Origin of the sequence: Burkholderia sp. NLJ2 (assembly GCF_049487195.1) — a bacterium.
Taxonomy (GTDB): Bacteria; Pseudomonadota; Gammaproteobacteria; order Burkholderiales; family Burkholderiaceae; genus Burkholderia; species Burkholderia pyrrocinia.
Window position 1 is genome coordinate 73,648 of the sequence record NZ_CP137810.1, and the last position, 25,002, is coordinate 98,649.

Genomic DNA, 25,002 nt, shown 5'->3' on the forward strand with positions numbered 1-25,002 from the left:
AAGCCATAATCCTAGCGTCACGATGCCCGAGGCCATCTCAATTTTGTCGGCAGTACGATTCAAGACGCGCGATCTCGCCGCACACCCGCTGCGTGTCGGTCTGTCGATGCGCGCGACGGTCGACACGCACGATCGCAACGGCCACGCGCTCGACAGCGAGCCGCCGACGCCGGCCGTCAGCACGCGCGTGCACGACGGTGTCGCGAGCGAGGCCGATGCGGCCGCCGCGGCGGTCATTCGCGAGCATCAGGGCGGGTAACGCCTGCCGAAAAAGGGGCGGGCCGGCCGCCAGGGTTGGTCCGGCCCCCGGCGTGTCCCGCCGCACGCCGCCTCCCGTCGTTTCCCGCCCGGCTTTCGTATTTCCGCCATCGATGTCGGCGCCGTTCAAACGCATGTCGCGTTTGAGACATCGGCGCCCCTGCCTCCCGGACTACTCTCGAACAGCACGTTGCGTGCGCGCCGCATTCGCCGGCGTGCCGCCGCGCCATCCAACGAGACATGGAGACAATACGATGAGCAGCAATCGAGGTGTCGTCTATCTTGGACCGGGCCAGGTCGAAGTCCAGAGCATCGATTATCCGAAGATGGTCGATCCGAGCGGCCGCGCGATCGGCCACGGGGTGATTCTGAAGGTGGTCAGCACGAACATCTGCGGTTCCGACCAGCACATGGTGCGCGGCCGCACGACCGCACCGGTCGGCCTCGTGCTCGGTCACGAGATCACGGGCGAAGTGGTCGAAGTGGGCCGCGACGTCGAGACGCTGAAGCTCGGCGATCTCGTGTCGGTGCCGTTCAACGTCGCGTGCGGCCGCTGTGCGATGTGCAAGGACACGCATACGGGCGTGTGCCTGAACGTGAACCCGTCGCGTGCCGGCGGCGCATACGGCTACGTCGACATGGGCGGCTGGATCGGCGGCCAGGCCGAATACGTGCTCGTGCCGTATGCCGATTTCAACCTGCTTAAATTCCCCGACCGCGATCAGGCGATGGCGAAGATCCGCGATCTGACCTGCCTGTCCGACATTTTGCCGACCGGCTATCACGGCGCGGTGAGCGCGGGCGTGAAGCCGGGCTCGACGGTCTATATCGCGGGTGCGGGCCCGGTCGGGATGGCGGCGGCGGCCTCGGCACGCCTGCTCGGCGCGGCCGTGACGATCGTCGGCGACATGAACGCGGAACGCCTCGCGCATGCAAGGGCGATGGGCTTCGAGACGGTCGACCTGTCGAAGGACGCATCGCTCGGCGAACAGATCGAGCAGATTCTTGGCGTGCCCGAGATCGACTGCGCGGTCGATTGCGTCGGCTTCGAGGCGCACGGCCACGGTTCGTCGGGCCACTCGGAAGAGGCGCCCGCGACGGTGCTGAACTCGCTGATGGAAATCACGCGGCCGGCCGGCGCGATCGGCATCCCGGGCCTGTACGTGACCGACGATCCGGGCGCGAAGGACAAGGCCGCGCAGCACGGCAGCCTGAGCATCCGCTTCGGCCTCGGCTGGGCGAAGTCGCATTCGTTCTTCACGGGCCAGACGCCGGTGCTGAAGTACAACCGCAACCTGATGCAGGCGATCCTGTTCGACCGTCTGCCGATCGCGAAGATCGTCAACGTCGAAGTGATCTCGCTCGACCAGGCGCCGGAAGGCTACAAGAAGTTCGACGGCGGCGCACCGCGCAAATTCGTCATCGACCCGCACGGGTTGCTGGCGGCCTGATGCGCTAGTCTCCGAAACGCGAAACGCGAAACGCGAAACGCGAAACGGGCGGCTCCTGAAACGGGCCGCCCGTTTTCATTGCGGGGGCGGCGAGGCGGGCGGGGCATGCGCCGGCGAATGACCCATTGAACGTCGCGCGTCCGTCGCGACGCAAACGGTTTTCTTCGAGTACCGGTTTGGAAAATTGAAGTGGCGGGCGCGAGAACCGCCGGACAGCGCGCTCAGTGGCCGCGATAGAGCTTCGTGCCGTCGGCGTTGCCGGTTGCGGTGCGCCGCACATTGCCGGCGTGCAGGCCAACCCGGCGGATTGCGTGCGTGCGATGCACGGGATCGCGACTGTGTCGCCAGCCCGCGAGGCGAACTGTCCCGCCGTGCGTCCGACCAGGCTCGCGAATCGACGGCGCGGCCTGCGCAACCGGCATCCGGTTTGCGGGTTCGCCGGCGCTTGGGGCGCCGTGTTGTGGATCGGCCGCCAGTTGCGTTCCGTCAGTCGAATGAAACGGGTAGACAGGTACCGGCAACACCGGCAGCACCGGATCGGTCGATGCATGCAGGGCGGGCTCGGTCGCTGACGCAGCAGGCGTACCGGAGTCGCGACAAACGGGATCGGCCTTGCATGTCCGGTCGACCATCACGTAGCCGCCGACCAGCAGCACGAGCGTCAGGATGCTCAGGACCGGTGCGCTCGATGCGCGTGGCTGCCGGAAGGCCGCGTTGCGCAGCGTACGCGCGACGCGCGACGACCACGTGTGGAACGACTGCGGCACATGCGTCGCGAGCGCATCGTCCGACGCGCGGCGAATCGGATCGAACGGCCAGTTCCACTGGCCGCAGACAGGGCAGTGCTCGAGTGCGCGGAACGCAACGAAGCCGCATTCCCTGCAGCGGCAGCAAGCGGCATGCCGCGATTCGGCGCGCGTGATCAGCACGGCGCGCCAGGCATCGTGTGCGCGAACGTTCCGGTTGGGGAGGACTCGCATCGTTCGAAGTGGCAGGCGCCGTCAACGAGACGAACGATCGCCGGCGACCGTGACTTTTTTGTACGAGGCAATCGATCCACGCGTGCCGGCATCCAGCGGAGCGCGCGTCGTCGACTGTCGTTCGCATGCGGTGCTCATGTGATTCTCCATAACATCGGACGCATGGAACACGTTCGTCCGTGACTGCCTTCCGTTTCATTCTTTGTCGCTCGTGCGCGAAACGCAAGGCGCATGTCGGTCGTCGCGATCCGCACGTTCTGCGTTAACCGTCGTGCCGCTGCCGGGCCGCGAGTGTCCCGATGGTCTGCATCGCGCGCTCGACGGCCGGTGTCCACGGCCGGCCGTAGTTGAGCCGCAGATAACGGCGGAATCCGCCGGTCGCGGAAAAGATCGGCCCCGGCGCGATGCTGACGCCGTTTTCCATCGCATCGCCGAACAGGTGCATCGCATCCACGCGCGGTGGCAGTTCGATCCACAGGAAATATCCGCCGCCGGGCGTGAACACTTCGGTGCCGGCCGGAAAATATGCGCGAACGGCGGCGAGCATCTGCGCCTGGTGCGCGGCGAGATTGCGCCGCAGTTTCTGCAGGAACCGGTCGTATGTGCCGTCGCGCAGGTAGCTCGAAATCGCCATCTGCGCGGGCACGTCCGCCGACGGCGCGCTCGCGCCTTTCGCCTGCCGGATTTGCCGCACGTAGCGTCCGGCTGCGACCCAGCCGATCCGGAACCCGGGCGCGAGGCATTTCGAGAACGAACCGCAATGCAGGACGAGCCCGCTGTGGTCATACAGTTTCGCGGGGCGCGTGGGTGCCGATCCGAAATGCAGTTCGCCGTACACGTCGTCCTCGATCAGCGGCACGCCGCGCGACGCGAGCAGGTCGATCAGCGCGCGCTTGCGCTCGTCGGTCAACGTCGCGCCGGTCGGGTTGTGGAACGACGTCATGAACCAGCAGGCGCGCACCGGATGCGTGTCGAGCGCTTCGGCGAGCGCATCGAGGTCGAGGCCGGTGCGCGGGTCGACCGGAATCTCGACGGCCTTCAGATGCTGGCGCTGCACGGCCTGCAGCACCGCATGGAATGCCGGTCGTTCGATCGCGACGATGTCGCCGGGGTGCGTCAGCGCCTGCAGACTGAGCGTCAGCGCTTCGAGCGCGCCGGTCGTGATGACGATCTCGTCCATCGGCAAGGCCGCACCCGCGCTCAGATAGCGCAACGCGATCTCGCGACGCAGCGCGTCGTTGCCGGGCGGCATTCCGGACAGCAGTTTCGTGTGGTCCATGCTGCGGGCCGCCGACGCCACGTAGCGCCACAGGCTGCTCATCGGGAACAGGGAATAGCTGGCGAATGCCGAGCCGAGCGGGACAATGTCTTCGCATTTGACGGAGTCGAGCAGGCGGAACAGCGGATCGTCGCCGCTGGTTTGCGCAGCGGCCGGCTTGCGCGGCGGATCGTGGCCGAACCGGACGTGTTTGTCTTCGAGGTTCGCAACGAAATAACCGGACCGCGGGCGCGCGACGATCAGACCCTCGCTTTCGAGCGCGTAGTACGCGCGAAATACGGTGGATGGGCTCACGCCATACGCGCGGCAGGCCGCACGCACGGTGGGGATGCGCGCGCCGGCCGCCAGGTCGCCGCGCCGGATCGCATCGGCGATCGTCTGTGCCAGCGCTGCATATCGCTTCATGCCAGCCCTCCGGCCGCTCGGGCCTTGCTGAAAAAAGAGTAGCACGGCACCCGTCACGCGCCATTGCGCCCCAATCGCTGATCCGCAAGTTTTTGATGGACTTTGATCCTTTTCTTTCGTCTGACGAGCGGGCATCCTTTCGCAAGTTCTGTTCCCGACGTCTGACCATGAAGGAGTCCAAGCTGCCCGGCGGCTGATCCGTGACCCTTGCGCGTCCTGCACGCGACCTTGTCTGCGGCGTCCTTACCTAACCCGGAATCATTCAGCGTGAAATCGAAGACCCTCATCGCGGGCCTGGTGGCCGGCATCGCCCTCAACCTGTTCAGCGGCGCCGCCACGGCGGCCTGCATCAGCAATCCCGCGGCCCAGCCGAACGCGACGTTTCCCGCCGCGCTGACCGGCAAGCTCGTCTATCACAGCTACGTCAATTACGGAGACGGCACGAGCCAGCTGTTCCTCTACGACTTCTCGGCCCATACGCTGACGCAACTGAGCAAGAGCACGTGGGGCATCACCGATCCGATGAACGGCGTGTTCAGCCCCGACGGCAAGTGGCTCGCGTTCATGGGCATTAGCAACGGCGCATGGAACGTGTTCATGCTGCAGCTCGGCGCCGGCACGCCGCCCGTCAACATGACGAACAGCACGGGCGCCACGCGCAACGAGGATCCGAAATTCAGCACGGATGGCAAGACCCTCGTGTTCAAGCAGAACGGCGACGTCAAGCAGGCCACGCTGTCGTACACGAGCGCGGGCCCGGTGTTCACGTCGGTCGTGAGCCTGACGAACGCGCCGGCCGGCGCCGAATACTCGATGCCGTTTCTCGCGCCGGATTCGAGCGCCGTGTACTACGCGACCGGCACCGGCTCGAACATGGGGCTGATGAAGCGCACGATCGCGACCGGCGCGACCGCCGTGTTCGATCATCCGGCCGGTCTGCAGACGTACTACCCGATCGTGCGCGCGGACGGCACGGTGTTCTACGCACGCTGGAAAGACAGTGGCGCGGCCGACCAGATCTATTCGAAGACCGCGGACCCGGCATCGACGCCGAACCAGCTGGCGATCAACGATTGCATCAGCAACAACTCGGACCCGGCACCGGTTAGCGGTACGAACTACCTGTTCTTCTCGTCGACGACGGCGGGCGGCTATCAGCTCTACGTCGGCGACGTGACGACCGGCCAGCGCTGGAGCCTGTCGCAGTTCGGCGTGAATGCCGATACGACGAAGGCCAAGCTCGGGTCGAGTTACTACGGCGGCCCGGCCACCGCGCAGCCGACGTTGCTGTCGCAAGGGCGTCCGGCCGCCGCGTCGGCGAGCTACAACGCGTCGCTCACGCCCGACAAGGCGTTCGACGGCAACACGACGGGCACGCGCTGGGATTCGCCGGAAGGCGCCGGTGTCGGTTCGCAATGGATCTCCGTGGATCTCGGCGCGGTGAAGCACATCGATCACGTCGATCTGTACTGGGATGCGGGCGCGCTCGTCTATCAGATCCAGACGTCGAACGACAACGCGAACTGGACGACGATCTATTCGACGAGCAACGGTGGTTCATATACCCACGTCACACTGCCGAATCTCAACGGCAGCGGTCGTTACGTGCGGATGCTCGGCACGCAGCGCGCGACGCAGTGGGGTTATTCGCTCTACGAGATGCAGGTGTGGGGATCGTAAGCGCAAGGAAAAGGTAGTTCGATAAACATGATGCCGTTCAGTCAACCGACTGAACGGCATTTTTGTTTTGACGACCGGAATCGCGCTGTCGGAAGAAAGTTGCGGCCGCCTGAACGAGAAAACCTCAATCAAAACATCGTTCAAGACCGAAGTGAACATCGAATTTGTTCGAACTGGTACGGGAAAACTGTCAAAACATGTCAAATATAGGACGAGTCTTATTACCGAGCCGGCAGATCAAGATGGCGTCTCATATCTCGCGAAGAGGGCGATTCTTACAATTGCATACAAGATATCGATATCGCTGCTCGATGTCTTCCGGAAACCGGGAAGCAGGGTGACGTGCCGATGACCAGGGCCGAAAGTGCAGCGAAGCGGGGGTACGCACATGGAGAGGTTCAGCGTTCAGACCATCTTCGCCAATGACAGGCCTTTGGCGCTGGCGGGGATGGAATTTGTCGCAAGCTGCACGAATGCAATCAAGTTGGTCGGTGTGTACAAGAGCCCCGATGAACTGATTGCGTCGCTCGGCCGGCAGGCCTGCGACGTAGCACTCATCGACTATTCGATGCGCGGGAAGGGCCAGATGGAGGGGCTGGCATTGCTCGGCTACCTGCGGCGCACGTTCCCGAAGCTGGGCATCGCGGTTCTGGTCACGTACGAAAACCCGGTGATCATTCGCGCAATTCTTGCGCAGGGTGTGTCGAGCATCGTCAGCAAGTTCGACGATATCGGCCACATCGTCACAGCGATTCATTCGAGTTACGGGGGCGGCAACTATTTGTCTCCGACGATCAAGCGCATGCTCGCCGAGATGGAGGAACGTGGCGACCGACGCGATCGGAAGCTGTCGCCGCGCGAGATCGGAGTGATCCAGCTCTATCTGTCCGGATTGTCGATCAACGAGATCGCGAAGCAACTGAACAAGGGAAAGCAGACGGTCAGCGCGCAGAAGATCAGCGCGATGAAGAAGCTCGGCGCAAAGAATGATATCGAGCTGCTCAAGTATGCGGTTTGTCTTGATCTGATCAACGACACGGGGATCGGCGAGTTCGAGATCCGGTAATCGTACGGTCGGAACGCCGGTCCTGCCTGACGGGCAGGGATTCCATTCATTCATTTCAGCGTGGGGAGGTGGTGAAGAGTTTGTAAAACGTGATTGGTTTAGTCTTACTAAAGATGTGGAGGAGCGTATCCGATCGGAAGGATGGCGCTTGAGATTCTCTTTTAACGATTGAGTGAACTAGAAATGAAAAAGATTGCAATGATGATGTCGGCTGCCGGTCTCGCATTTGCGGCAATGAACACCGCGCATGCTGCGGATGGCACGATCAACTTCACGGGCGAAATCGTGGCGGCATCGTGCGGCATCACGGGCGGCAACGGCACGTCCGTGAGCGGTGGCAAGGGTGAGCAGTCGATCGACGTCAAGCTCGGCAAAGTCAGTGCAGACGCGCTGGGCAGCACCGCCGGTGGCGGCATCGCGGCCGGTACCGCGATCAACCTCAACCTCGATTGCGGTGCGACCGGCAAGGGCCTGAACACGGTCAAGGTGCGCTTCGACCCGGCCAGCGGTTCGGGCGTGGACGGCACCAACAACAAGCTGCTGAAGACCACCGGCACGGCCAAGGGCGTGGGCATCGGCATCTACGACACAGCGGGCACGCTGCTGAACCTGAACGCCAACGAAACGTTCGACGCACCGCTGGTTCAGGGCGGCACGGCCGAAGCGCCGACCTACACGGCCAACCTTGCCATGCGCGCCGGCTACGTCAAGAACGGCAACGCGGTCGAAGCAGGTATCGCTAACGGCACGCTGCCTTTCACGCTGACTTACGAGTAATCCACCTCGGGGCGGGGAGGCGCTCCCTGCCCATCCCTCGACATTTCATTCGATATGAAACGATTCCATTTTGCCGGGCTGGCCCTGGCCAGTTCGTTGCTGTTGTCCTCGGGCACTTCGTTCGCCGGCATCACGCTCGACGGAACCCGCGTCGTGCTGGCCGCACCGAGCAAGGAGGCGTCACTTCTGGTCCGCAACCGCGCGCCGGCCGACGTCATGATCCAGACATGGATGGACGCGAGCGACGGGAAGGCGGACGTGCCGTTCGCGATCACGCCGGCGCTCGGCCGTCTCGGCGCGGAGAGGCAGCAGACGTTGCGGATCCTCTATTACGGCCAGGGTTTGCCGGCCGATCGCGAGTCGACGTTCTGGCTCAACGTGCAGGAGATCCCGCAGAAAGCCAAGGACGACAACACGCTGCAGATTGCCGTGCGTCAGCGCATCAAGTTGTTCTACCGGCCCGCCGGCCTGCCCGGCAAGGTCGAGGAGGCGCCTGCGCAGCTCCGCTGGAAGCTCGTGCAACGCGACGGTCAGGCGCAGCTCGAAGTCAGCAATCCGTCGGCTTATTTCGTCTCGCTGGCGTCAGTCAACGTGCAAAGCGGCGGCCGGAACTATGCCGCGACCGCCGAGATGGTGCCGCCGTCCGCTACGCGCCATTTTGCCGTCAAGGATTTGCCGGCCGGCGTCGCCGCGGCGGGCGTCAAGGTTCACTTCGAATCGATCAACGACTACGGCGCCGTCGAACCGCACGACGGCACCACCGCTGGTTGACGCAACCAGTTCGACACGTCGTATTCCTATTCATCTTCGTGATCCCCGGGCCAATGCCGTGGGGCGGGGCGTGTTCGCGCTTGCGATTCCGCGCGGGAGGTGAATCAACTTAGAGAAAGGGTATGGAGAACGTCAGAAAGGAAGGGGATATCTGGACGGCTGCGCAGATCGGTGCGCCGTGCCTTGCGTTGCTCGGCCTGGTGTTGCCGGCGCAGGGCCATGCGGTGGAATTCAACGAATCCTTTCTGCGCAAGGGCGAAGGGCCGGTCGAGCTGAGCTATTTCGAGAAGGGCAGCGCGGTGCTGCCCGGCAGCTATGACGTCGACGTCTACCTGAACCATACGCTGGTCAAGCGCCAGGACGTTGTGTTCCGCGCGGACGCCGACGGCGCCGTCAAGCCGGCGGTGACCCTCGGGCTGTTGCGCACCGCAGGCGTCAACGTTGCGCGGCTGGAGAAGGACGGGCGCATCGCTGTGGGTGCGGACGACGCGACGATCGTGGACCTGCCCGCCGTGGCGGACGGCGCTGCGGTGGAGTTCGAATCCAATACGCTGTCGCTGAACATCAGCTTTCCGCAGTTGTACGTGTCCCGAACCTCGCGCGGCTACGTGGACCCGTCGCTGTGGGACGACGGCATCCCCGCGCTGTACAGCGACTATCAGGCCAGCTACAGCCGCAACGATAGCCACGGCAACAGCAACGAGTATTACTTCGTCGGTTTGCGCAACGGCTTCAATGCCGGCGGCTGGCGTTTCCGCAACGAATCGACGCTCACCGGCACCACGGGTGCAGGCAGCCGCTTCACCAGCAACCGCACCTACGTCGAGCGTGATATCCGCCGCCTGCGTAGCAAGGTGGCGGCCGGCGAGCTATATACGTCCGGCGACATCTTCGACAGCGTGCGCTTCGTCGGCGCGCAGATCGGCACCGACCTCGGCATGCTGCCCGACAGCGAAGTCGGCTTCGCGCCGGTCGTGCGCGGGATCGCCGAGAGCAATGCGATCGTGGAAGTGCGTCAGAACGGCTACGTGATCTACTCGACGCCGGTGCCGCCGGGCGCGTTCGAGATCACCGATATCTATCCGAGCGGTTCGAACGGCGACCTCGAGATCCGGATCACCGAGTCGGACGGGCGCGTGCGCCGATTCACCCAGCCGTACTCGTACCTGCCGGTGATGGTTCGGCGCGGCAGCCTGCGGTATTCGTTTGCCGCCGGCCAGTATCGCGTCCGGGGCCAGTCGAGCCCGAAGTTCACGCAGGGCACGCTGGTATACGGTGTGTCCGACAACTTCACCGGCTACGGCGGCGTTATCGCCGCGGACAACTACGTGGCGGCCGCCCTCGGCATAGGCGTGAACACGCGCATCGGTGGCATGTCGCTGGACGTCACGAGCAGCCGGTCGCGCACGTCGGCGGGCACCCGGCAAGGGCAGAGCTTGCGGTTCCTGTATTCGAAGACGCTGTATCCGACCAACACGACGTTCACGATGGTCGGCTACCGCTATTCGACGGACGGCTACCGTACGTTGAGCCAGCACGTCGAAGACACGGATCGGACGTATGGGCCGCGCCTCATGCGTCAGAAGAGCCGCCTGGACGTGAACGTCAACCAGCCGCTCGGGAGCGGCTCGCTGTTCGCCGGCGTAGGCGACACGACCTACTGGAACGGCGAAGGACGCAGCCGGCGTTTTCAGGTCGGCTACAGCAACAGCTACAGGAACGTCAGCTACAGCGTGTCGGCATCGCACATCCAGGAGTCGGGGCCGTTCGGGCGGCCGGACACGCAGTTCAGCGTGTCCGTGAGCATTCCGCTGGGCAAGGCGTCGAGCTCGCATCGCCTGTACGCGAACGCGGTGTCGTCGACGCGCGGCGACTTCAACGTGCAGACCGGCGTGTCGGGTTACCTGAACGAGAGCAACACCGTCAACTACGGCGTGCAGGCGGGCTACAGCCGCGACGGCGGCGGCTCGGGCGGCGTCAGCGCGGGCTGGGATACGCCGAACGCGAAGCTGACCGGCAACTTTACGCAGGACCGTTCAGGCCGGCATTTCGATGCGGGCGCGTCGGGCTCCGTCGTCGTGCATGGCGGCGGCGTCACGCTCGGCCAGCCGCTCGGCGAGACGTTCGCCGTGGTCCAGGTGCCGAAGGTGCGCGACGTGACGTTCGGCGGATCGCCGACGGTGCGCACCGACTGGCGCGGTTACGCGGTCGTGCCGTATCTGCAGCCGTACCGTCAGAACTGGCTGAACATCGATCCGTCGAGCGTCGGCACGCATACGGAGATCACCGACAACGCGAAGATGGTGGTGCCGACGCGTGGCGCCATCGTGAAGACCCGCTTCGAAGCGGAGTCGGGCCGGCGCGTGCAGTTCGAGCTGAGTACGGACGAAGGCGGCAAGGTGCCGTTCGGCGCGCAGGCGTACGACGCGAAGGGCAAGCTGCTCGGCATGGTGGACAACCGGTCGCGCCTGCTGGTGTTCGGTATCGAGGACAAAGGCAGCATCGATGTGCGGTGGGGCGACAAGCAATGCAGGATCGGCTATGCGCTGAAGCCGCAGAACAAGGAGCTGGCCTACGAGCGGCAGGCGGTGAGCTGCATGCGCGCCGGCACGGTTGTCGGTGTGCGCTGAACTGCATTCGGATGACGCGTCCCGATCCGGAGAGACGAAACACGATGTTGCTTCGTCAGGCTCGTTCCGGCTCCCTCTCTGTCGTGTCGAGGCGGAACGTCGTTTCGTCTCGTGCGGTCATGCCGTCGCTCATCAACCGCCGCGCGACGCACGTTACACGCTTGCCCCTGATGGAATTTATCGACATGAAGAAAACGTCTGAAAAAAAGCTGCGTTGGGTCCGGGCGGCAATCGTTGCCGGCTCGTTGATTTGGTCGGGAGCCGCGTTCGGCTACTGCGTAAATAGTGGTAACTGGGCCGGCCGTACTTATAACGTGACATTTCCTGCCACGATGAACGTTGCGGCAGCCCCGGTGGGCGGAGTGCTGGCTAGTTCCGAGGTTCAATACGTGTCCTGGGATGGTTTGGCCTACACCGCGTGTTGGAACAGCAATCTCAATTTTTCGATCACGGTGCCGGATGGCCAACTGGTCCCCGGATACAAAGGCGTTTACAAGACCAATGTGGACGGCATTGGCGTGAGATTCACGTTTTCCGGCTTCGGCAATACAGAGTTGATTCCGCCATTGACATACTACGGGTCGTCTAATACTGGCGGGGGCGCCCCCATTTGGTACGTACCGAGCAAGGTGAGAGTGGAACTGGTCAGAACGGCGACGAGCGTGGCGTCCGGCGGTACCGTATCGCTCGCATTCAGCGCGGTCTACGATGCCGACAAGGATTCGGCCGGCAACGTGCTCCGACTTTATATCAATGGGCAAGGCACGACGCAGGTGACGAACAACGTCTACTTCGGCGGTTGCAAGACCACGACGCCTGTCACCAATGTAAAAATGGGCAAGGAGGGCATCCAGCAGATAAAGAGCGGCCAGGTGGCGGAGCATTCGTTCTCGCTCGAAGTCGCTTGCGGAAGCAACAAGCCGAGCAATCCGCTGCCGGTGAAGGTCTATTTCGAAGGCGACAACGCGGCAACAGGCTTGTTGCGTTTGTCCGGAAGCGGTACGCCTGGCGTCGCCGCCGGTGTCGGCATCGCGTTGACAAGCGACAAGGGCGTCAAGCTGCCGTTCACTCAGGCCAACGCGCTGACGATGGACTGGAACCGCTCCAGCCCGGATGGCGAGGTTTACCGCTTCACGGCCACAGCCAAGTACGCGCCCACGACGGGGGCGATCACTGCCGGCAAAGGCGATGCCACGCTGAACTTCGTCATCCAGTACAACTGAGACGGATCGACAAGCGGGACGCTGTCGCGGTGGCGAGTGTGCCGGCCGGCCTGCATGCCGGAAGCCGTCTTTATTGAGATAGAATGGAGGCCGATTACGGTACTCACAGAAAGCTTTTTTCGGCGCCGCATTGCGGCGACTCCACGGGCTCTCAATGGACGAGTTCTCGGTGCGTGTGATCGTCGCGGACGACCATCCGGTGACCGGTCACGGCATTGCGCAGACGCTGAACGACATGCCGACGATCGAGATCGTCGCGGTCGTTCCGAGTGCCGGCGCCTTGATCGAGGCGCTTGATGCGTCGCCGTGCGACGTGCTCGTGCTCGATTACGTGATGCCGTCCAGCGAACACGGCGACGGTCAGGCGCTGATCGGCTATCTGCACCGTCGTTATCCCGACCTGCGCTTCGTGACCGTCACGATGCTCAACTCTCCCGCCTTGTTTCGCGCGCTGCAGACGCTCGGCGTGCGGTGCATCTGCAGCAAATCCGATGCGATGTCCCATCTCGTCGCCGCCGTGCATGCGGCGTTTGCCCACGGCCAGTACCTGTCGCCGACGATCGCGTCGCTGCTCGACAACGCCGACCAAGCGGGCGGCAACCCGTTGACGCGGCGCGAATCCGAAATCGTCCGGCTGTTCCGCGAAGGGTACAAGGTGACCGAGATCGCGGAGCGGCTCCATCGCAGCAAGAAGACCATCAGCGCGCAGAAGCTCGCCGCGATGCGCAAGCTCGGCATCACGCGGGACGCCGACCTGATCAAGCATGAAGGTCCGCTCGAGGCGCCGGAACAGGACGGCTCCGGAGCGGTCCCCTGAGCCGCATCGGCATGCGCTGGTTCCGCAACTGGCTGCCACGCACGAATCGTCGGGCGAGCCGGAGGCAATTCGATCCCGACTGGATGCGCGCCTACCAGCGACGCTTGCTGTATGGCGGCGGCACGGTTCTCGGCGCCTTCATCCTGTTGTGCGCGGGCGCGGTTGCGCGCACCGAATTCGGCGACCATCAGGCCGCGATGCGCGCGCACTTTCTGACGACGAAGTCGCACCTGCTGGTCCGTATGTCTGAAAACAGTGTGCTGCTCAGGCAACTCGTCGCGATGTCGGAGGGTTTGTGGGACGCGCACGCGCAGCCAACGCGCGTGTTGTCGGACGCGTTCGCCGCGCGGGACGGCTTGCTGATTAAAGCGCGCCGCGACGTGAACCGGACGTACGCGGTACGGGGCCTCATCGACACCACACACCCGGCAAGCGCTTACGGGCCATTGCTCGCGATGGGCGAGCAGCTGTTTGAAAGCGGCAAATGGATCAACATGGCGCAGCCGCTGACAAGCGGGCTCTACATGATCAGCGTAGACGGCCGCTATGTCGCGATGGCGCAGCGTGTGCCGTCGGGCATATCGCCGCCCGAGCGGATCGCTCGGTTGCCGGCGCTGCTGCTGCAGACGTGGCCCGACGTCGCGACGATCGTGCGCGATGCGGCTCTCCATCCAGAGCATGTGCCGGACGACGTCGTGTTCTGGCTGCCGCCGGACGCCGATCCCATCACGGGAGATCGTGTGTTTCGCATCGCGAGCTGGGTGGTGGGCCGCGACGCTCGGCCGGTGACGCTGGCCATCCACGAGATGCGCCCGGAACGCTTTCTCGGCGCGCTCGACACCAGTCCCCTGGGCGGGGCGCTCGCGGTGGTCGATCGTGAGGGGCGCGTGCTGCTGTCGGCGTCGGCGCGTAGCGAGGATATCGCGTCCGTCGCACGCGCGTTGGCGCGCGATCGTGCGACAGCGATCGCGCAGCGCTTTTACGACGGACAATTCGTGATCCGCGACGCGATTCCCGGCACCGACTGGACGCTTCTGCAGGTCTACCCGATGGGCGTCGTGCTTCGCGACGTCGTGCCGCGCTTGCTCGAGATCGGCGGTCTCGCGCTGTTCGGCTTCTTGTTCCTGCTTGCCGGCATCGTGTTGATCAACCGCCGTATTCTTGTGCCGTCCTATCTCCGAGCGGCGCGCTTGAAGGAAAGCGAGCAGCTCAATCGCACGTTGATTCGCACGGCACCGGTCGGTCTCGCGCTGATCGGCGAGGCGGGCGGTACGGTGCTGCTGCAGAATGCGGCGATGGCGAACTACGGCGCCGGCGCGGCCGACGGCGAACGGCTGCCACAGCTGATTTGGCAGACGTTCGCGCAGTTACCCGATGCACCCGCGCCGGTGAGGTGGCGTTCGATCGTCGATCGCGAGATCACATTCACCGGAACGGGTGCCGACACGCATCTGCTCGTCAACATCGCGCGCGTCCGGTATCGCGGCGCGGAAGCACTGCTCGCAACCGTCAGCGACATCACCGCACGCAAGCTGACCGAGCAGTCGCTGGAGGAGGCACGGCGTGCGGCGGATCAGGCGAACAAGGCGAAGTCGGTGTTCCTCGCAACGATGAGCCACGAGATCCGCACGCCGCTGAACGCGGTGATCGGCAACCTCGAGCTAATGAAGCGCGGGACGCTGCCGGACGTACAGCGCAGGCGCCTGGAGATCGTCGATTCGTCTTCTTCTTCGCTGCTGCACATCCTGAACGACGTGCTCGATCTGTCGAAGGTCGAGGCGGGGCAGTTGCGCATCGATGCGGTGCCGTTCGATTGCGTCGCGTTGCTGAACGCGGTTGCCGAGTCGTTCAGGCCGCTGGCGACGGCCAAGGGGCTGCGGCTGATTTGCGACGTCACGTCGGACTGGCCGCGCTATCGTGTCGGGGACCCGATTCGCATTCGGCAGGTCGTATCGAACCTGCTGAGCAATGCGATCAAGTTCACCGGGGCGGGGAACGTGACGATCACCGCGCGCGGGCGCCAAGCCGCCGGGCGCGAACATGTCGACATTCGTGTGATCGATACCGGAATCGGCATTCCCGAGACGTCGCAAGCGACGATATTCTCGCTGTATCAGCAGGCGGACGATTCGATTCATCGCCGGTATGGCGGAACGGGGATTGGCCTCGCGTTGTGTCGGCGTCTGGTCGACGCGATGGGCGGCGAGATTTCGGTGCGCAGCGAACCAGGTAAGGGTAGCGAGTTTCGCGTTGATATCGCTTTGCCGGTAACAGGGCGCGTGCCGGCCGAAAATCGCGCCGACGACGTGCAGCGCGCGGTGAGCGAAAGCGACGGTCTGGTCAACGCGGACGGCGCGCCGCTGCGTGTGCTGGCCGTCGAGGACCATCCTGCAAGCCGTTTGTTGTTGGCCGACCAGTTCCGCGAGCTGGGTGTCGACGCGACGATCGTCGCGAACGGCGAGCAGGCGCTGGCTGCATTCGATGGAGCGCGCTTCGATGCCGTGTTGACGGATCTGGGGTTGCCCGATATCGATGGCTGGAACCTTGCGGAGGCGATACACGAGCGGAATGCGCAGATGCCGATCGTCGCGATGACGGCACACGCCGGTCCGGACGAACAGCAGCGATGTGCGGATGCCGGGATTCGCTCGCTGTTGGCGAAGCCGGTGACGCTCACGTCGTTATCGCAGGCGTTGAATGTCGACACGCACGTCGAGCCGACTGGCGAGCAGGCGGGTGACGATGCCGAGATTGCCGCGTTGCCGACGGCGGTTTTATCCGCGATGCAGCAAGTCACGCAGGCGTCGCTCGTGTCGATCGACCGCGCGCTGATGGGGCAGGATGTCGACACGGTCGAGCGCGAACTGCATTCGCTGAGCGGAGGTTTTGTCGCGACAGGCCAGCGCGTGCTCGGCGAGCTGTGCTCCGGATTGCAGCAGGTCGTGCGCGACGAAGGGTTGTCGGTGTTTGCGGAGCTATGGCCGGCGCTGCGGGGCGAGCTGACGGCCGCGCTTCAGGTGCTCGTGCATGCCGATGCGTTGGGCCGGGAGACCCACGAAGGCGACCCGCCGGCACCGTAAGTCAGGCGGGTTCAGTGCATCCGCTATGCCGTCGGCAAAAATGCGGTTCAGTTGCCTGACTGACCATGCGATGCAATTCGCGCTTCACGCATGCAGCACATGCGTCGGAAACGCCGGGCCTGCGCTCGCCGCACCCTGCGAAAGCGGCGCGACCTGCTTGCGGCGCTCCCTCGTCGGCGCGACGCCGAACGAGTCGCGATAGCTCTTGCTGAAGTGGCACGCCGACTGGAAGCCGCATGCCATCGTGATGTGCATGATCGACATGTCGGTCTGCAGCAGCAGCTCGCGCGCGCGGCGCAGCCGCAGCGTCAGGTAGTAGTGCGTCGGCGTCATCCCGAGGTGTTCGCGGAACAACCGCTGCAATTGCCGCTGCGACATGTTCGCAAGCCGCGCGAGTTCCTCGCGCGACAGCGGCTCCTCGATGTTGTTCTCCATCAGCGAGATCACTTCGAACAGCGACTTGTTCGCCGAGCCGAGGCGCGCGACGAGCGGCATGCGTTGCTGCGCGCTCGTGTCGCGCACGTGTTCGACGATGAACTGTTCGGCAATCTGCGTGACGCGCGCGGTGCCCACGCGCGCGGCGATCAGGTTCAGCATCATGTCGAGCGGCGCGACGCCGCCCGTGCACGTGATGCGGTCGCGGTCGATCACGAACAGTTCCTTCAGGAAGCGCGTGTCCGGAAACTCTTCCTTCAGCGCCGACATGTTCTCCCAGTGGATCGCGCACGCGTAGCCCGCGAGCAGCCCCGATTTCGCGAGCGCATAGGTGCCCGTGCACAGGCTGCCGAGCGGCAGCCCCAGGCGCGCGAAGCGGCGCAGCGCCGACAGATGGGCAGGCGTGGTCGCGCGCTGCACGTCGACGCCGCCGCACACGAACACGATGTCGGGCTGCCCGACGCATTCGGCCGGGCCCGTGTCGACCGTGAGACCGTTGCTCGCCGTGACCGGGCCGCCGTCCGGGCTGATGATCGACCAGCGGTAGAGCGGCTGGCCGCTCAGGTAGTTCGCCATCCGAAGCACCTCGATCGCATTGGTGAACGCGATCATCGTGAAGTTCGGTAAAGGCATGAACGCGAAGTGGGACAGCGACGCTGTGCGGTCGGGGGACATGGGGAGCGTTCCTTGAATCTCTAATAGCTTTATGCCCGGAGAGCACGGATCGGGCTACGGTATTGTGTGAGCGAGTGCAACAAGCGTGCCATACGGCTAAACCCTAGCCGCTTTCGTTGATTTGGCTCAAAGGCATGCTGCACTGCACCGAACCCGTGACGCGTTGCACCTGCGCCGGGCGGCGGTGGCACCGCCGACGTGCCTGTTCATAGGTGAACGGGTGCCGCGAATTTCATCGGTCATCCGAAAAAGCACGACCGGTCACTTGTATAAAACGGACGCGCATGGCGGAAAAGGCAAAGAACGCGTCTAAATTCATCAATCCGCCGAAAATCCGAACGACAAGAATAGAGCCGTCGGCAGCCTTGCACCGGGCAAGCAGGAAACCCAGGCAGGGCGGGCCTTGAGCTTCGGTTTCAGCCCTTTATTCTTCGTCACGGACGCACTATGTCGAACTCCCAGCCTTTCTTCTCGCAGCCCCTTGCCGAGCGCGACGCGCCGGTGCGCAGCGCCATCCTGAAGGAACTCGAGCGTCAGCAGTCGCAGGTCGAGCTGATCGCGTCGGAAAACATCGTGTCGCGCGCCGTGCTCGAAGCGCAGGGCTCGGTGCTGACCAACAAGTACGCGGAAGGCTATCCCGGCAAGCGCTACTACGGCGGCTGCGAATTCGCGGACGAAGTCGAGGCGCTGGCAATCGAGCGTGTGAAGCAGATCTTCAACGCCGGTTATGCGAACGTGCAGCCGCACTCGGGCGCGCAGGCGAACGGCTCGGTGATGCTCGCGCTGGCCAAGCCGGGCGACACGGTGCTCGGTATGTCGCTCGATGCGGGCGGCCACCTGACGCACGGCGCGAAGCCGGCGCTGTCGGGCAAGTGGTTCAACGCCGTTCAGTACGGCGTGAACCGCGACACGATGCTGATCGATTACGACCAGGTCGAGGCGCTCGCGCACGAGCACAAGCCGAACCTGATCATCGCCGGCTTCTCGGCGTACCCGCGCGCGCTCGACTTCGCGCGCTTCCGTGCGATCGCCGACAGCGTCGGCGCGAAGCTGATGGTCGACATGGCGCACATCGCGGGCGTGATCGCCGCGGGCCGCCACGCGAACCCGGTCGAGCACGCGCACGTCGTCACGTCGACCACGCACAAGACGCTGCGCGGCCCGCGCGGCGGCTTCGTGCTGACCAACGACGAGGACATCGCGAAGAAGATCAACTCGGCCGTGTTCCCCGGCCTGCAGGGCGGCCCGCTGATGCACGTGATCGCCGGCAAGGCCGTCGCGTTCGGCGAAGTGCTGCACGCTGACTTCAAGACCTACATCGACAACGTGCTCGCGAACGCGCAGGCGCTCGGCGAAGTGCTGAAGGCCGGCGGCGTCGATCTCGTCACGGGCGGCACCGACAACCACCTGCTGCTGGTCGACCTGCGCCCGAAGGGCCTGAAGGGCGCGCCGGTCGAACAGGCGCTGGAGCGCGCGGGCATCACCTGCAACAAGAACGGCATCCCGTTCGACACCGAGAAGCCGACCGTCACGTCGGGCATCCGCCTCGGCACGCCGGCCGGCACGACGCGCGGCTTCGGCGTCGCGGAGTTCCGCGAAGTGGGCCGCCTGATTCTCGAAGTGTTCGACGCGCTGCGCGCGAACCCGGAAGGCGACCACGCGACCGAACAGCGCGTGCGCCGCGAGATCTTCGCGCTTTGCGAACGCTTCCCGATTTACTGATCGACACCGACAAGACCAGAGACTCAAGCGAGAGGCAGATATGAGCACGCTGCATCAGGACAGCATCATCATCGACGGACTGAACATCTCGAAGTTCGAGAAGCCGGTGTTCGAAGACATGCGCAAGGGCGGCATCACGGCCGCGAACTGCACGGTGTCGGTGTGGGAAAACTTCACCAAGACCGTCGACAACATCGGCGTGATGAAGAAGAAGATCCGCGACAACGGCGAGCTGCTGTCGCTGGTGCGCACGACGGACGACATCTTCCGCGCGAAGAAGGAAGGCAAGACCGGGGTCATCCTGGGCTTCCAGAACGCGCACGCGTTCGAGGACAACCTCGGCTACATCGAGGCGTTCCACGACATGGGCGTGCGCGTCGTGCAGCTTTGCTACAACACGCAGAACCTGGTCGGCACCGGCTGCTACGAGCGCGACGGCGGTCTGTCGGATTTCGGCCGCGAAGTGATCACCGAGATGAACCGCGTCGGCATCATGGTCGACCTGTCGCATGTGGGCGGCAACACGTCGTCGGAAGCGATCGCGTTCTCGAAGAAGCCGGTGTGCTATTCGCACTGCCTGCCGTCGGGCCTGAAGGAGCATCCGCGCAACAAGAGCGATGCGCAACTGAAGGAGATCGCCGATGCGGGCGGCTTCGTCGGCGTGACGATGTTCGCGCCGTTCCTGAAGCGCGGGATCGAGGCGAACATCGACGATTACATCGAGGCGATCGACTACGTCGTGAACCTGATCGGCGAAGACGCGGTCGGCATCGGCACGGACTTCACGCAGGATTTCGCAAAGGAATTCTTCGACATGCTGACGCACGACAAGGGTCGTTATCGCCAGCTGACGAACTTCGGCAAGGTGATCAACCCGGACGGCATCCGCACGATCGGCGAATTCCCGAACCTGACCGCGGCGATGGAACGCCACGGCTGGAAGGAGTCGCGCATCCGCAAGATCATGGGCGAGAACTGGGTGCGTGTGTTCAAGGACGTGTGGGGCGCGTAAGCGCTACGCCGGCCGAACCGCTTCCAGAGATTCAACACTAGAAAAATATCGGGACGTGCCCGTGCAAGCCGCGCGGGCACGCGGACGATGTCGTGCCTGCGCGCCGAGACGCGCGGCCAATTTCCTCACGGAGTCACCACGATGCAACCGCAACTGCCGATCAACGTCGATCCCGATACCGGCGTCTGGACCACCGACGCGCTGCCGATGCTGTACGTGCCGCGCCACTTCTTCACGAACAACCACGTCGCCGTCGAGGAAGCGCTCGGCGTCGAAGCGTATGCCGAGATCCTCTACAAGGCCGGCTACAAGTCCGCGTACCACTGGTGCGACAAGGAAGCGAAGCTGCACGGCCTGACCGGCATGGCCGTGTTCGAGCACTACCTGAAGCGCCTGTCGCAGCGCGGCTGGGGCCTGTTCTCGATCATCGAGGCCGATCCGGCCAGCGCGCGCGCGAAGATCGAGCTGCGCCACTCGTCGTTCGTGCTCCAGCAGCCGGGCAAGGAAGGCAAGCTCTGCTACATGTTCGCCGGCTGGTTCGCCGGTGCGATGGACTGGGTCAACGACACGACGCCGGAAGGCAAGGGCGCGCCGCGTGCGCAATCGAAGGAAGTGCAGTGCGCGGCCGAGCATCACGACCACTGCGTCTTCGAAGTGTCGCCGATCGCGCACTGATGCACTGATCCACCGCTACACAACAACACCCGCAACACGAGACATTCGAACGCCAGAGGTCGCCAGCGATGCGTTATCCCCACCTGTTCAAACCCATGCAGCTGAACCAGCTGACGCTGCGCAACCGGATCGTCAGCACCGCGCACGCGGAGGTGTATGCCGAGCCGGGCGGCCTGCCGGGCGACCGTTATATCCGCTACTACGAAGAAAAGGCGAAGGGCGGCGTCGGCCTCGCGATCTGCGGCGGGTCGAGCCCGGTGTCGATCGACAGCCCGCAGGGCTGGTGGAAATCGGTGAACCTGTCGACCGACAAGATCATCGATCCGCTCACGCGTCTCGCCGACACGATGCACAAGCACGGCGCGAAGATCATGATCCAGGCGACGCACATGGGCCGCCGCTCGTCGTTCCACGGCGAGCACTGGCCGCACCTGATGTCGCCGTCGGGCGTGCGCGAGCCGGTGCACCGCGGCAACGCGAAGATCATCGAGATCGAGGAAATCCGCCGCATCATCGGCGATTTCGCGGCGGCCGCGAAGCGCGTGAAGGCCGCCGGCATGGACGGCATCGAGATCTCGGCCGCTCACCAGCACCTGATCGACCAGTTCTGGAGCAAGCGTTCGAACCACCGCACCGACGAATGGGGCGGCAGCCTGGAGAACCGCCTGCGCTTCGGCATCGAGGTACTGACGGCGGTGCGCGAGGCGGTCGGCAAGGATTTCTGCGTCGGCCTGCGGATGTGCGGCGACGAATTCCACGAGGACGGCCTCGATCACGAAGCGCTGAAGGAAATCGCGCAGGCGATGTCGGAGACGGGCCTGATCGACTACCTGAGCGTGGTCGGTTCGGGCGGCGATACGCACAACACGATCGCCAACTGCATGCCGCCGATGGCATTGCCGCCGGAGCCGTTCGTGCACCTCGCGGCCGGCATCAAGTCGGTGGTGAAGATTCCGGTGATGCACGCGCAGAGCATCCGCGATGCGGGCCAGGCCGAGCGCCTGCTCGCCACCGGCATGATCGACCTGGTCGGCATGACGCGCGCGCAGATCGCCGATCCGCACATGGTGATCAAGATCCGCGACGGCCGCGAGGATGAAATCAAGCAGTGCGTCGGCGCGAACTACTGCATCGACCGCCAGTACAACGGCCTCGACGTGCTCTGCATTCAAAACGCCGCGACGTCGCGCGAAGCGACGATGCCGCACATCGTCGAGAAATCGCGCGGCCCGAAGCGCAAGGTGGTGGTGGTGGGCGCGGGCCCGGCGGGCCTCGAGGCGGCGCGCGTCGCGAAGCTGCGCGGCCACGACGTCGTGCTGTTCGAGAAGAATACGGAAGTGGGCGGTCAGGTGATGATCGCCGCGAAGGCGCCGCAGCGCGAACAGATGTCGGGGATCATCCGCTGGTTCGACATGGAAACCAAGCGCCTGGGCGTCGACCGCCGCCTCGGCGTCGCCGCCGACGAGAAGATGATCATGGCCGAGAAGCCGGACATCGTCGTGCTCGCGACGGGCGGTTCGAGCTTTACGTGGCAGGTGCCGGGCTGGGGCGTGGCCGAAGGCCTGGCCGTCAGCTCGTGGGACATCCTGACCGGCAAGGTCGAGCCGAAGCAGAACGTGCTGCTGTTCGACGGCGTGAGCACCCATGCAGGCGCGGGCGTGGCCGACTTCATGGCGAGCCGCGGCTCGAAGGTCGAGGTCGTCACGCCGGACGTGAAGGTGGCCGACGATTGCGGCGGCACGACGTTCCCGATCTTCTATCGCCGCCTGTACGCGCTCGGCGTGATCCCGACGCCGAACACCATGCTCGACCGCGTCTATGAAGAAGACGGCAAGAAGATCGCCGTGCTGCGCAACGAATACACGGAAGAACTGGAAGAGCGCGCGGTCGACCAGGTGGTGATCGAGAACGGTTCGTCGCCGAACGACGAGCTGTACTGGAAGCTCAAGCCGGAATCGCTGAACCGCGGCCAGATCGATCCGCACACGCTGTTTGCGGCCGAGCCGCAGCCGTGCCTGTCGGAAGAACTCGGCAACGGCCGTTTCCTGCTGTTCCGTGTCGGCGACTGCATCTCGATGCACAACGTCCACGGCGCGATCTACGACTCGCTGCGTCTCGTGAAGGATTTCTGAAGATGAATCCGTCCCTCCTCATTACCGCACTGTTGTGGCTGTCGGTGGCGGGGCTCGCGTTCGCGGTCGCGAAGCGCTCGTCTTACTGGCGTCTCGGCCGGGCCACGGCGCCCGGCTCGTTCGGCGTCGCGAACCTGTTCGCGATTCCGAAGCGTTATTTCGTCGACCTGCACCATGTGGTCGCCCGCGATCCGTACATCGCGAAGACCCACGTCGCGACCGCCGGCGGCGCGATCGGCGCGCTCGCGCTGGTGTTCGTCAACTACGGCCTCGCGATCTACTCGCCGTGGCTCGACAAGCTGATCTTCCTCGCGGCGCTCGCGATGCTGGTCGGCGCGGTGTTCGTGTGGCGCCGGCGCGCGGCGAAGGACGTGCCCGCCCGTCTGTCGCGCGGCCCGTGGAATACGCTGCCCTGGCTGCTCGGTTCGTTCGCGCTCGGCCTCGTGCTGTTCATGCTGGTGCCGACCGGCGCGATGTCGGGTGCGTTCGCGGTGCTCTGCGCGCTGCTGATCGGCATCGGCGCATTCACGATGACGGTCGGCGCCGCGAAGGGCGGCCCGATGAAGCATGCGATCGCCGGCCTGCTGCACCTTGCATTCCACCCGCGCCAGGAGCGCTTCGCGGCCACGCGTGAATCGTTCACCGGCAACGGCACGGCCACGCCGCCGACCGCACTGAAGCTGCCGGACATCGAGCATCAGGAGTACGGCGTCGCGAAGCCGGTCGAATTCCGCTGGAACCAGTTGCTGAGCTTCGACGCGTGCGTGCAGTGCGGCAAGTGCGAAGCCGCGTGCCCCGCGTTCGCGTCGGGTCAGCCGCTGAACCCGAAGAAGCTGATCCAGGATCTCGTGGTCGGGATGGCCGGCGGCACCGATGCGGCGTACGCGGGCAGCCCGTCACCGGGCATCGCGGTCGGCCAGCATCGCGGCGAGCCGAATGGCCCGATCGTGTCGGGCCTGATCGAGGAACAGACGCTGTGGTCGTGCACGACCTGCCGCGCGTGCGTGCAGGAATGCCCGATGCTGATCGAGCACGTCGACGCGATCGTCGACATGCGCCGCAACCGCACGCTCGTGCACGGCTCGGTGCCGGGCAAGGGTCAGGAAGTGCTCGCGAACCTGCGCGAGACCGGCACGATGGGCGGCTACGACACGGCCGCGCGCTACGACTGGTCGGTCGACCTGAGCGCGCCCGTCGCGCAGCCGGGCAAGCCGGTCGACGTACTGTTCGTCGCGGGTGAAGGCGCGTTCGACATGCGCTACCAGCGCACGCTGCGCGCGTTCGTCAAGGTGCTGAACAAGGCGGGCGTCGACTACGCGGTGCTCGGTTCGACCGAGACCGATACGGGCGACGTCGCGCGCCGGCTCGGCGACGAGGCGACATTCCAGCAGATGGCGAAGCGCCTGATCGGCACGCTCGGCACGCTGTCGTACCAGCAGATCGTGACGGCCGACCCGCACGTGATGCACAGCCTGCGCAACGAATACCGTGCGCTCGGGCTGCGCGTGACGGTCAAGCACCACACGACCTATCTGGCCGAACTGGCCGACAGCGGCAAGATCGCGCCGAAGGCCGTCGAAGCGCTGCAGGATAAGCGCACGACCTATCACGACCCGTGTTATCTCGGCCGCTACAACGGCGAGACGGAAGCACCGCGCAAGCTGCTGAAGACGATCGGCATCCAGGTCGTCGAGATGGAGCGCAACGGCATGCGTGGCCGCTGCTGCGGCGGTGGCGGCGGTGCGCCGCTGACCGACATCCCCGGCAAGCAGCGCATTCCGGACATCCGCATCGCCGATGCACGCACGATCGGCGCGGACGTGGTCGCGGTTGCGTGCCCGAACTGCACGGCGATGCTCGAAGGCGTCGTGGGCCCGCGCCCCGACGTGCTCGACGTGGCCGAACTCGTTGCTGCGTCGCTGGAGTGAGTGAAT

17 protein-coding genes and 1 pseudogene are annotated in these 25,002 nt (G+C 64.7%); 15 read left to right on the forward strand and 3 right to left on the reverse strand.

The window, feature by feature from the left end; all coding sequences use genetic code 11:
* Positions 1 to 67: 67 nt before the first annotated feature.
* Positions 68 to 259: pseudogene (locus R9B84_RS22670) on the forward strand (hemolysin secretion protein D); the annotation flags it as partial.
* Positions 260 to 512: 253 nt separating this feature from the next.
* Positions 513 to 1,709 (forward strand): formaldehyde dehydrogenase, glutathione-independent, encoded by a 1,197-nt coding sequence (gene fdhA / locus R9B84_RS22675; protein ID WP_047902523.1) that lies wholly within the window; start codon positions 513 to 515, stop codon positions 1,707 to 1,709.
* A gap of 221 nt (positions 1,710 to 1,930) precedes the next feature.
* Here fdhA and R9B84_RS22680 read toward each other — a convergent pair whose 3' ends face one another.
* Entirely contained in the window at positions 1,931 to 2,689 is a 759-nt protein-coding gene (locus R9B84_RS22680) for a hypothetical protein (RefSeq protein WP_423762340.1), read from the reverse strand.
* Positions 2,690 to 2,951: 262 nt separating this feature from the next.
* Positions 2,952 to 4,373 carry a PLP-dependent aminotransferase family protein gene (locus R9B84_RS22685; protein ID WP_423762341.1) on the reverse strand — a complete coding sequence of 474 codons (1,422 nt, stop codon included), beginning with the start codon at positions 4,371 to 4,373 and terminating at the stop codon, positions 2,952 to 2,954.
* A gap of 267 nt (positions 4,374 to 4,640) precedes the next feature.
* Between R9B84_RS22685 and R9B84_RS22690 the strand changes: the two genes are divergently transcribed.
* From R9B84_RS22690 to R9B84_RS22725, 8 genes are all read left to right on the forward strand, one after another.
* Complete coding sequence (locus R9B84_RS22690) at positions 4,641 to 6,053, forward strand: discoidin domain-containing protein (protein WP_423762342.1); 1,413 nt, start codon at positions 4,641 to 4,643, stop codon at positions 6,051 to 6,053.
* A gap of 388 nt (positions 6,054 to 6,441) precedes the next feature.
* Positions 6,442 to 7,119: a LuxR C-terminal-related transcriptional regulator gene (locus tag R9B84_RS22695; protein WP_423762343.1), complete on the forward strand. Its 678-nt coding sequence runs from the start codon at positions 6,442 to 6,444 to the stop codon at positions 7,117 to 7,119.
* Positions 7,120 to 7,302: 183 nt separating this feature from the next.
* Positions 7,303 to 7,896, forward strand: a complete 594-nt coding sequence (locus R9B84_RS22700) for a fimbrial protein (protein ID WP_423762344.1) — start codon at positions 7,303 to 7,305, stop codon at positions 7,894 to 7,896.
* Between the two features lie 54 nt (positions 7,897 to 7,950).
* The gene (locus R9B84_RS22705; RefSeq protein ID WP_423762345.1) at positions 7,951 to 8,667 is read left to right on the forward strand and encodes a fimbrial biogenesis chaperone; all 717 of its coding nucleotides are present in this window, start codon (positions 7,951 to 7,953) and stop codon (positions 8,665 to 8,667) included.
* 122 nt (positions 8,668 to 8,789) lie between these two features.
* Entirely contained in the window at positions 8,790 to 11,297 is a 2,508-nt protein-coding gene (locus tag R9B84_RS22710) for a fimbria/pilus outer membrane usher protein (protein ID WP_423762346.1), read from the forward strand.
* A 44-nt stretch (positions 11,298 to 11,341) separates the two neighbouring features.
* On the forward strand, positions 11,342 to 12,520 hold the full coding sequence (locus R9B84_RS22715) for a fimbrial protein (RefSeq protein ID WP_423762347.1): 1,179 nt from the start codon (positions 11,342 to 11,344) through the stop codon (positions 12,518 to 12,520).
* A 154-nt stretch (positions 12,521 to 12,674) separates the two neighbouring features.
* A complete protein-coding gene (locus R9B84_RS22720; RefSeq protein ID WP_423762348.1) occupies positions 12,675 to 13,337 on the forward strand; it encodes a response regulator in 663 nt (220 codons plus the stop codon).
* An 83-nt stretch (positions 13,338 to 13,420) separates the two neighbouring features.
* Positions 13,421 to 16,417: an ATP-binding protein gene (locus tag R9B84_RS22725; protein ID WP_423762349.1), complete on the forward strand. Its 2,997-nt coding sequence runs from the start codon at positions 13,421 to 13,423 to the stop codon at positions 16,415 to 16,417.
* Positions 16,418 to 16,501: 84 nt separating this feature from the next.
* Here the strand turns inward: R9B84_RS22725 and R9B84_RS22730 are convergent, their stop codons facing one another.
* Complete coding sequence (locus R9B84_RS22730; protein ID WP_423762350.1) at positions 16,502 to 17,527, reverse strand: GlxA family transcriptional regulator; 1,026 nt, start codon at positions 17,525 to 17,527, stop codon at positions 16,502 to 16,504.
* Positions 17,528 to 17,974: 447 nt separating this feature from the next.
* On the opposite strand from R9B84_RS22730, the gene R9B84_RS22735 reads away from it, so the two are divergent.
* The 5 genes from R9B84_RS22735 (at position 17,975) to R9B84_RS22755 (ending at position 24,996) form a co-directional block, all read left to right on the forward strand.
* The gene (locus R9B84_RS22735; protein ID WP_174378571.1) at positions 17,975 to 19,249 is read left to right on the forward strand and encodes a serine hydroxymethyltransferase; all 1,275 of its coding nucleotides are present in this window, start codon (positions 17,975 to 17,977) and stop codon (positions 19,247 to 19,249) included.
* A gap of 40 nt (positions 19,250 to 19,289) precedes the next feature.
* Complete coding sequence (locus R9B84_RS22740) at positions 19,290 to 20,261, forward strand: dipeptidase (protein WP_423762351.1); 972 nt, start codon at positions 19,290 to 19,292, stop codon at positions 20,259 to 20,261.
* A 141-nt stretch (positions 20,262 to 20,402) separates the two neighbouring features.
* Complete coding sequence (locus R9B84_RS22745; RefSeq protein ID WP_006488993.1) at positions 20,403 to 20,936, forward strand: DUF5943 domain-containing protein; 534 nt, start codon at positions 20,403 to 20,405, stop codon at positions 20,934 to 20,936.
* Positions 20,937 to 21,004: 68 nt separating this feature from the next.
* On the forward strand, positions 21,005 to 23,068 hold the full coding sequence (locus tag R9B84_RS22750; RefSeq protein WP_423762352.1) for an FAD-dependent oxidoreductase: 2,064 nt from the start codon (positions 21,005 to 21,007) through the stop codon (positions 23,066 to 23,068).
* 2 nt (positions 23,069 to 23,070) lie between these two features.
* A complete protein-coding gene (locus R9B84_RS22755; RefSeq protein ID WP_423762353.1) occupies positions 23,071 to 24,996 on the forward strand; it encodes a (Fe-S)-binding protein in 1,926 nt (641 codons plus the stop codon).
* Positions 24,997 to 25,002 lie beyond the last annotated feature (6 nt).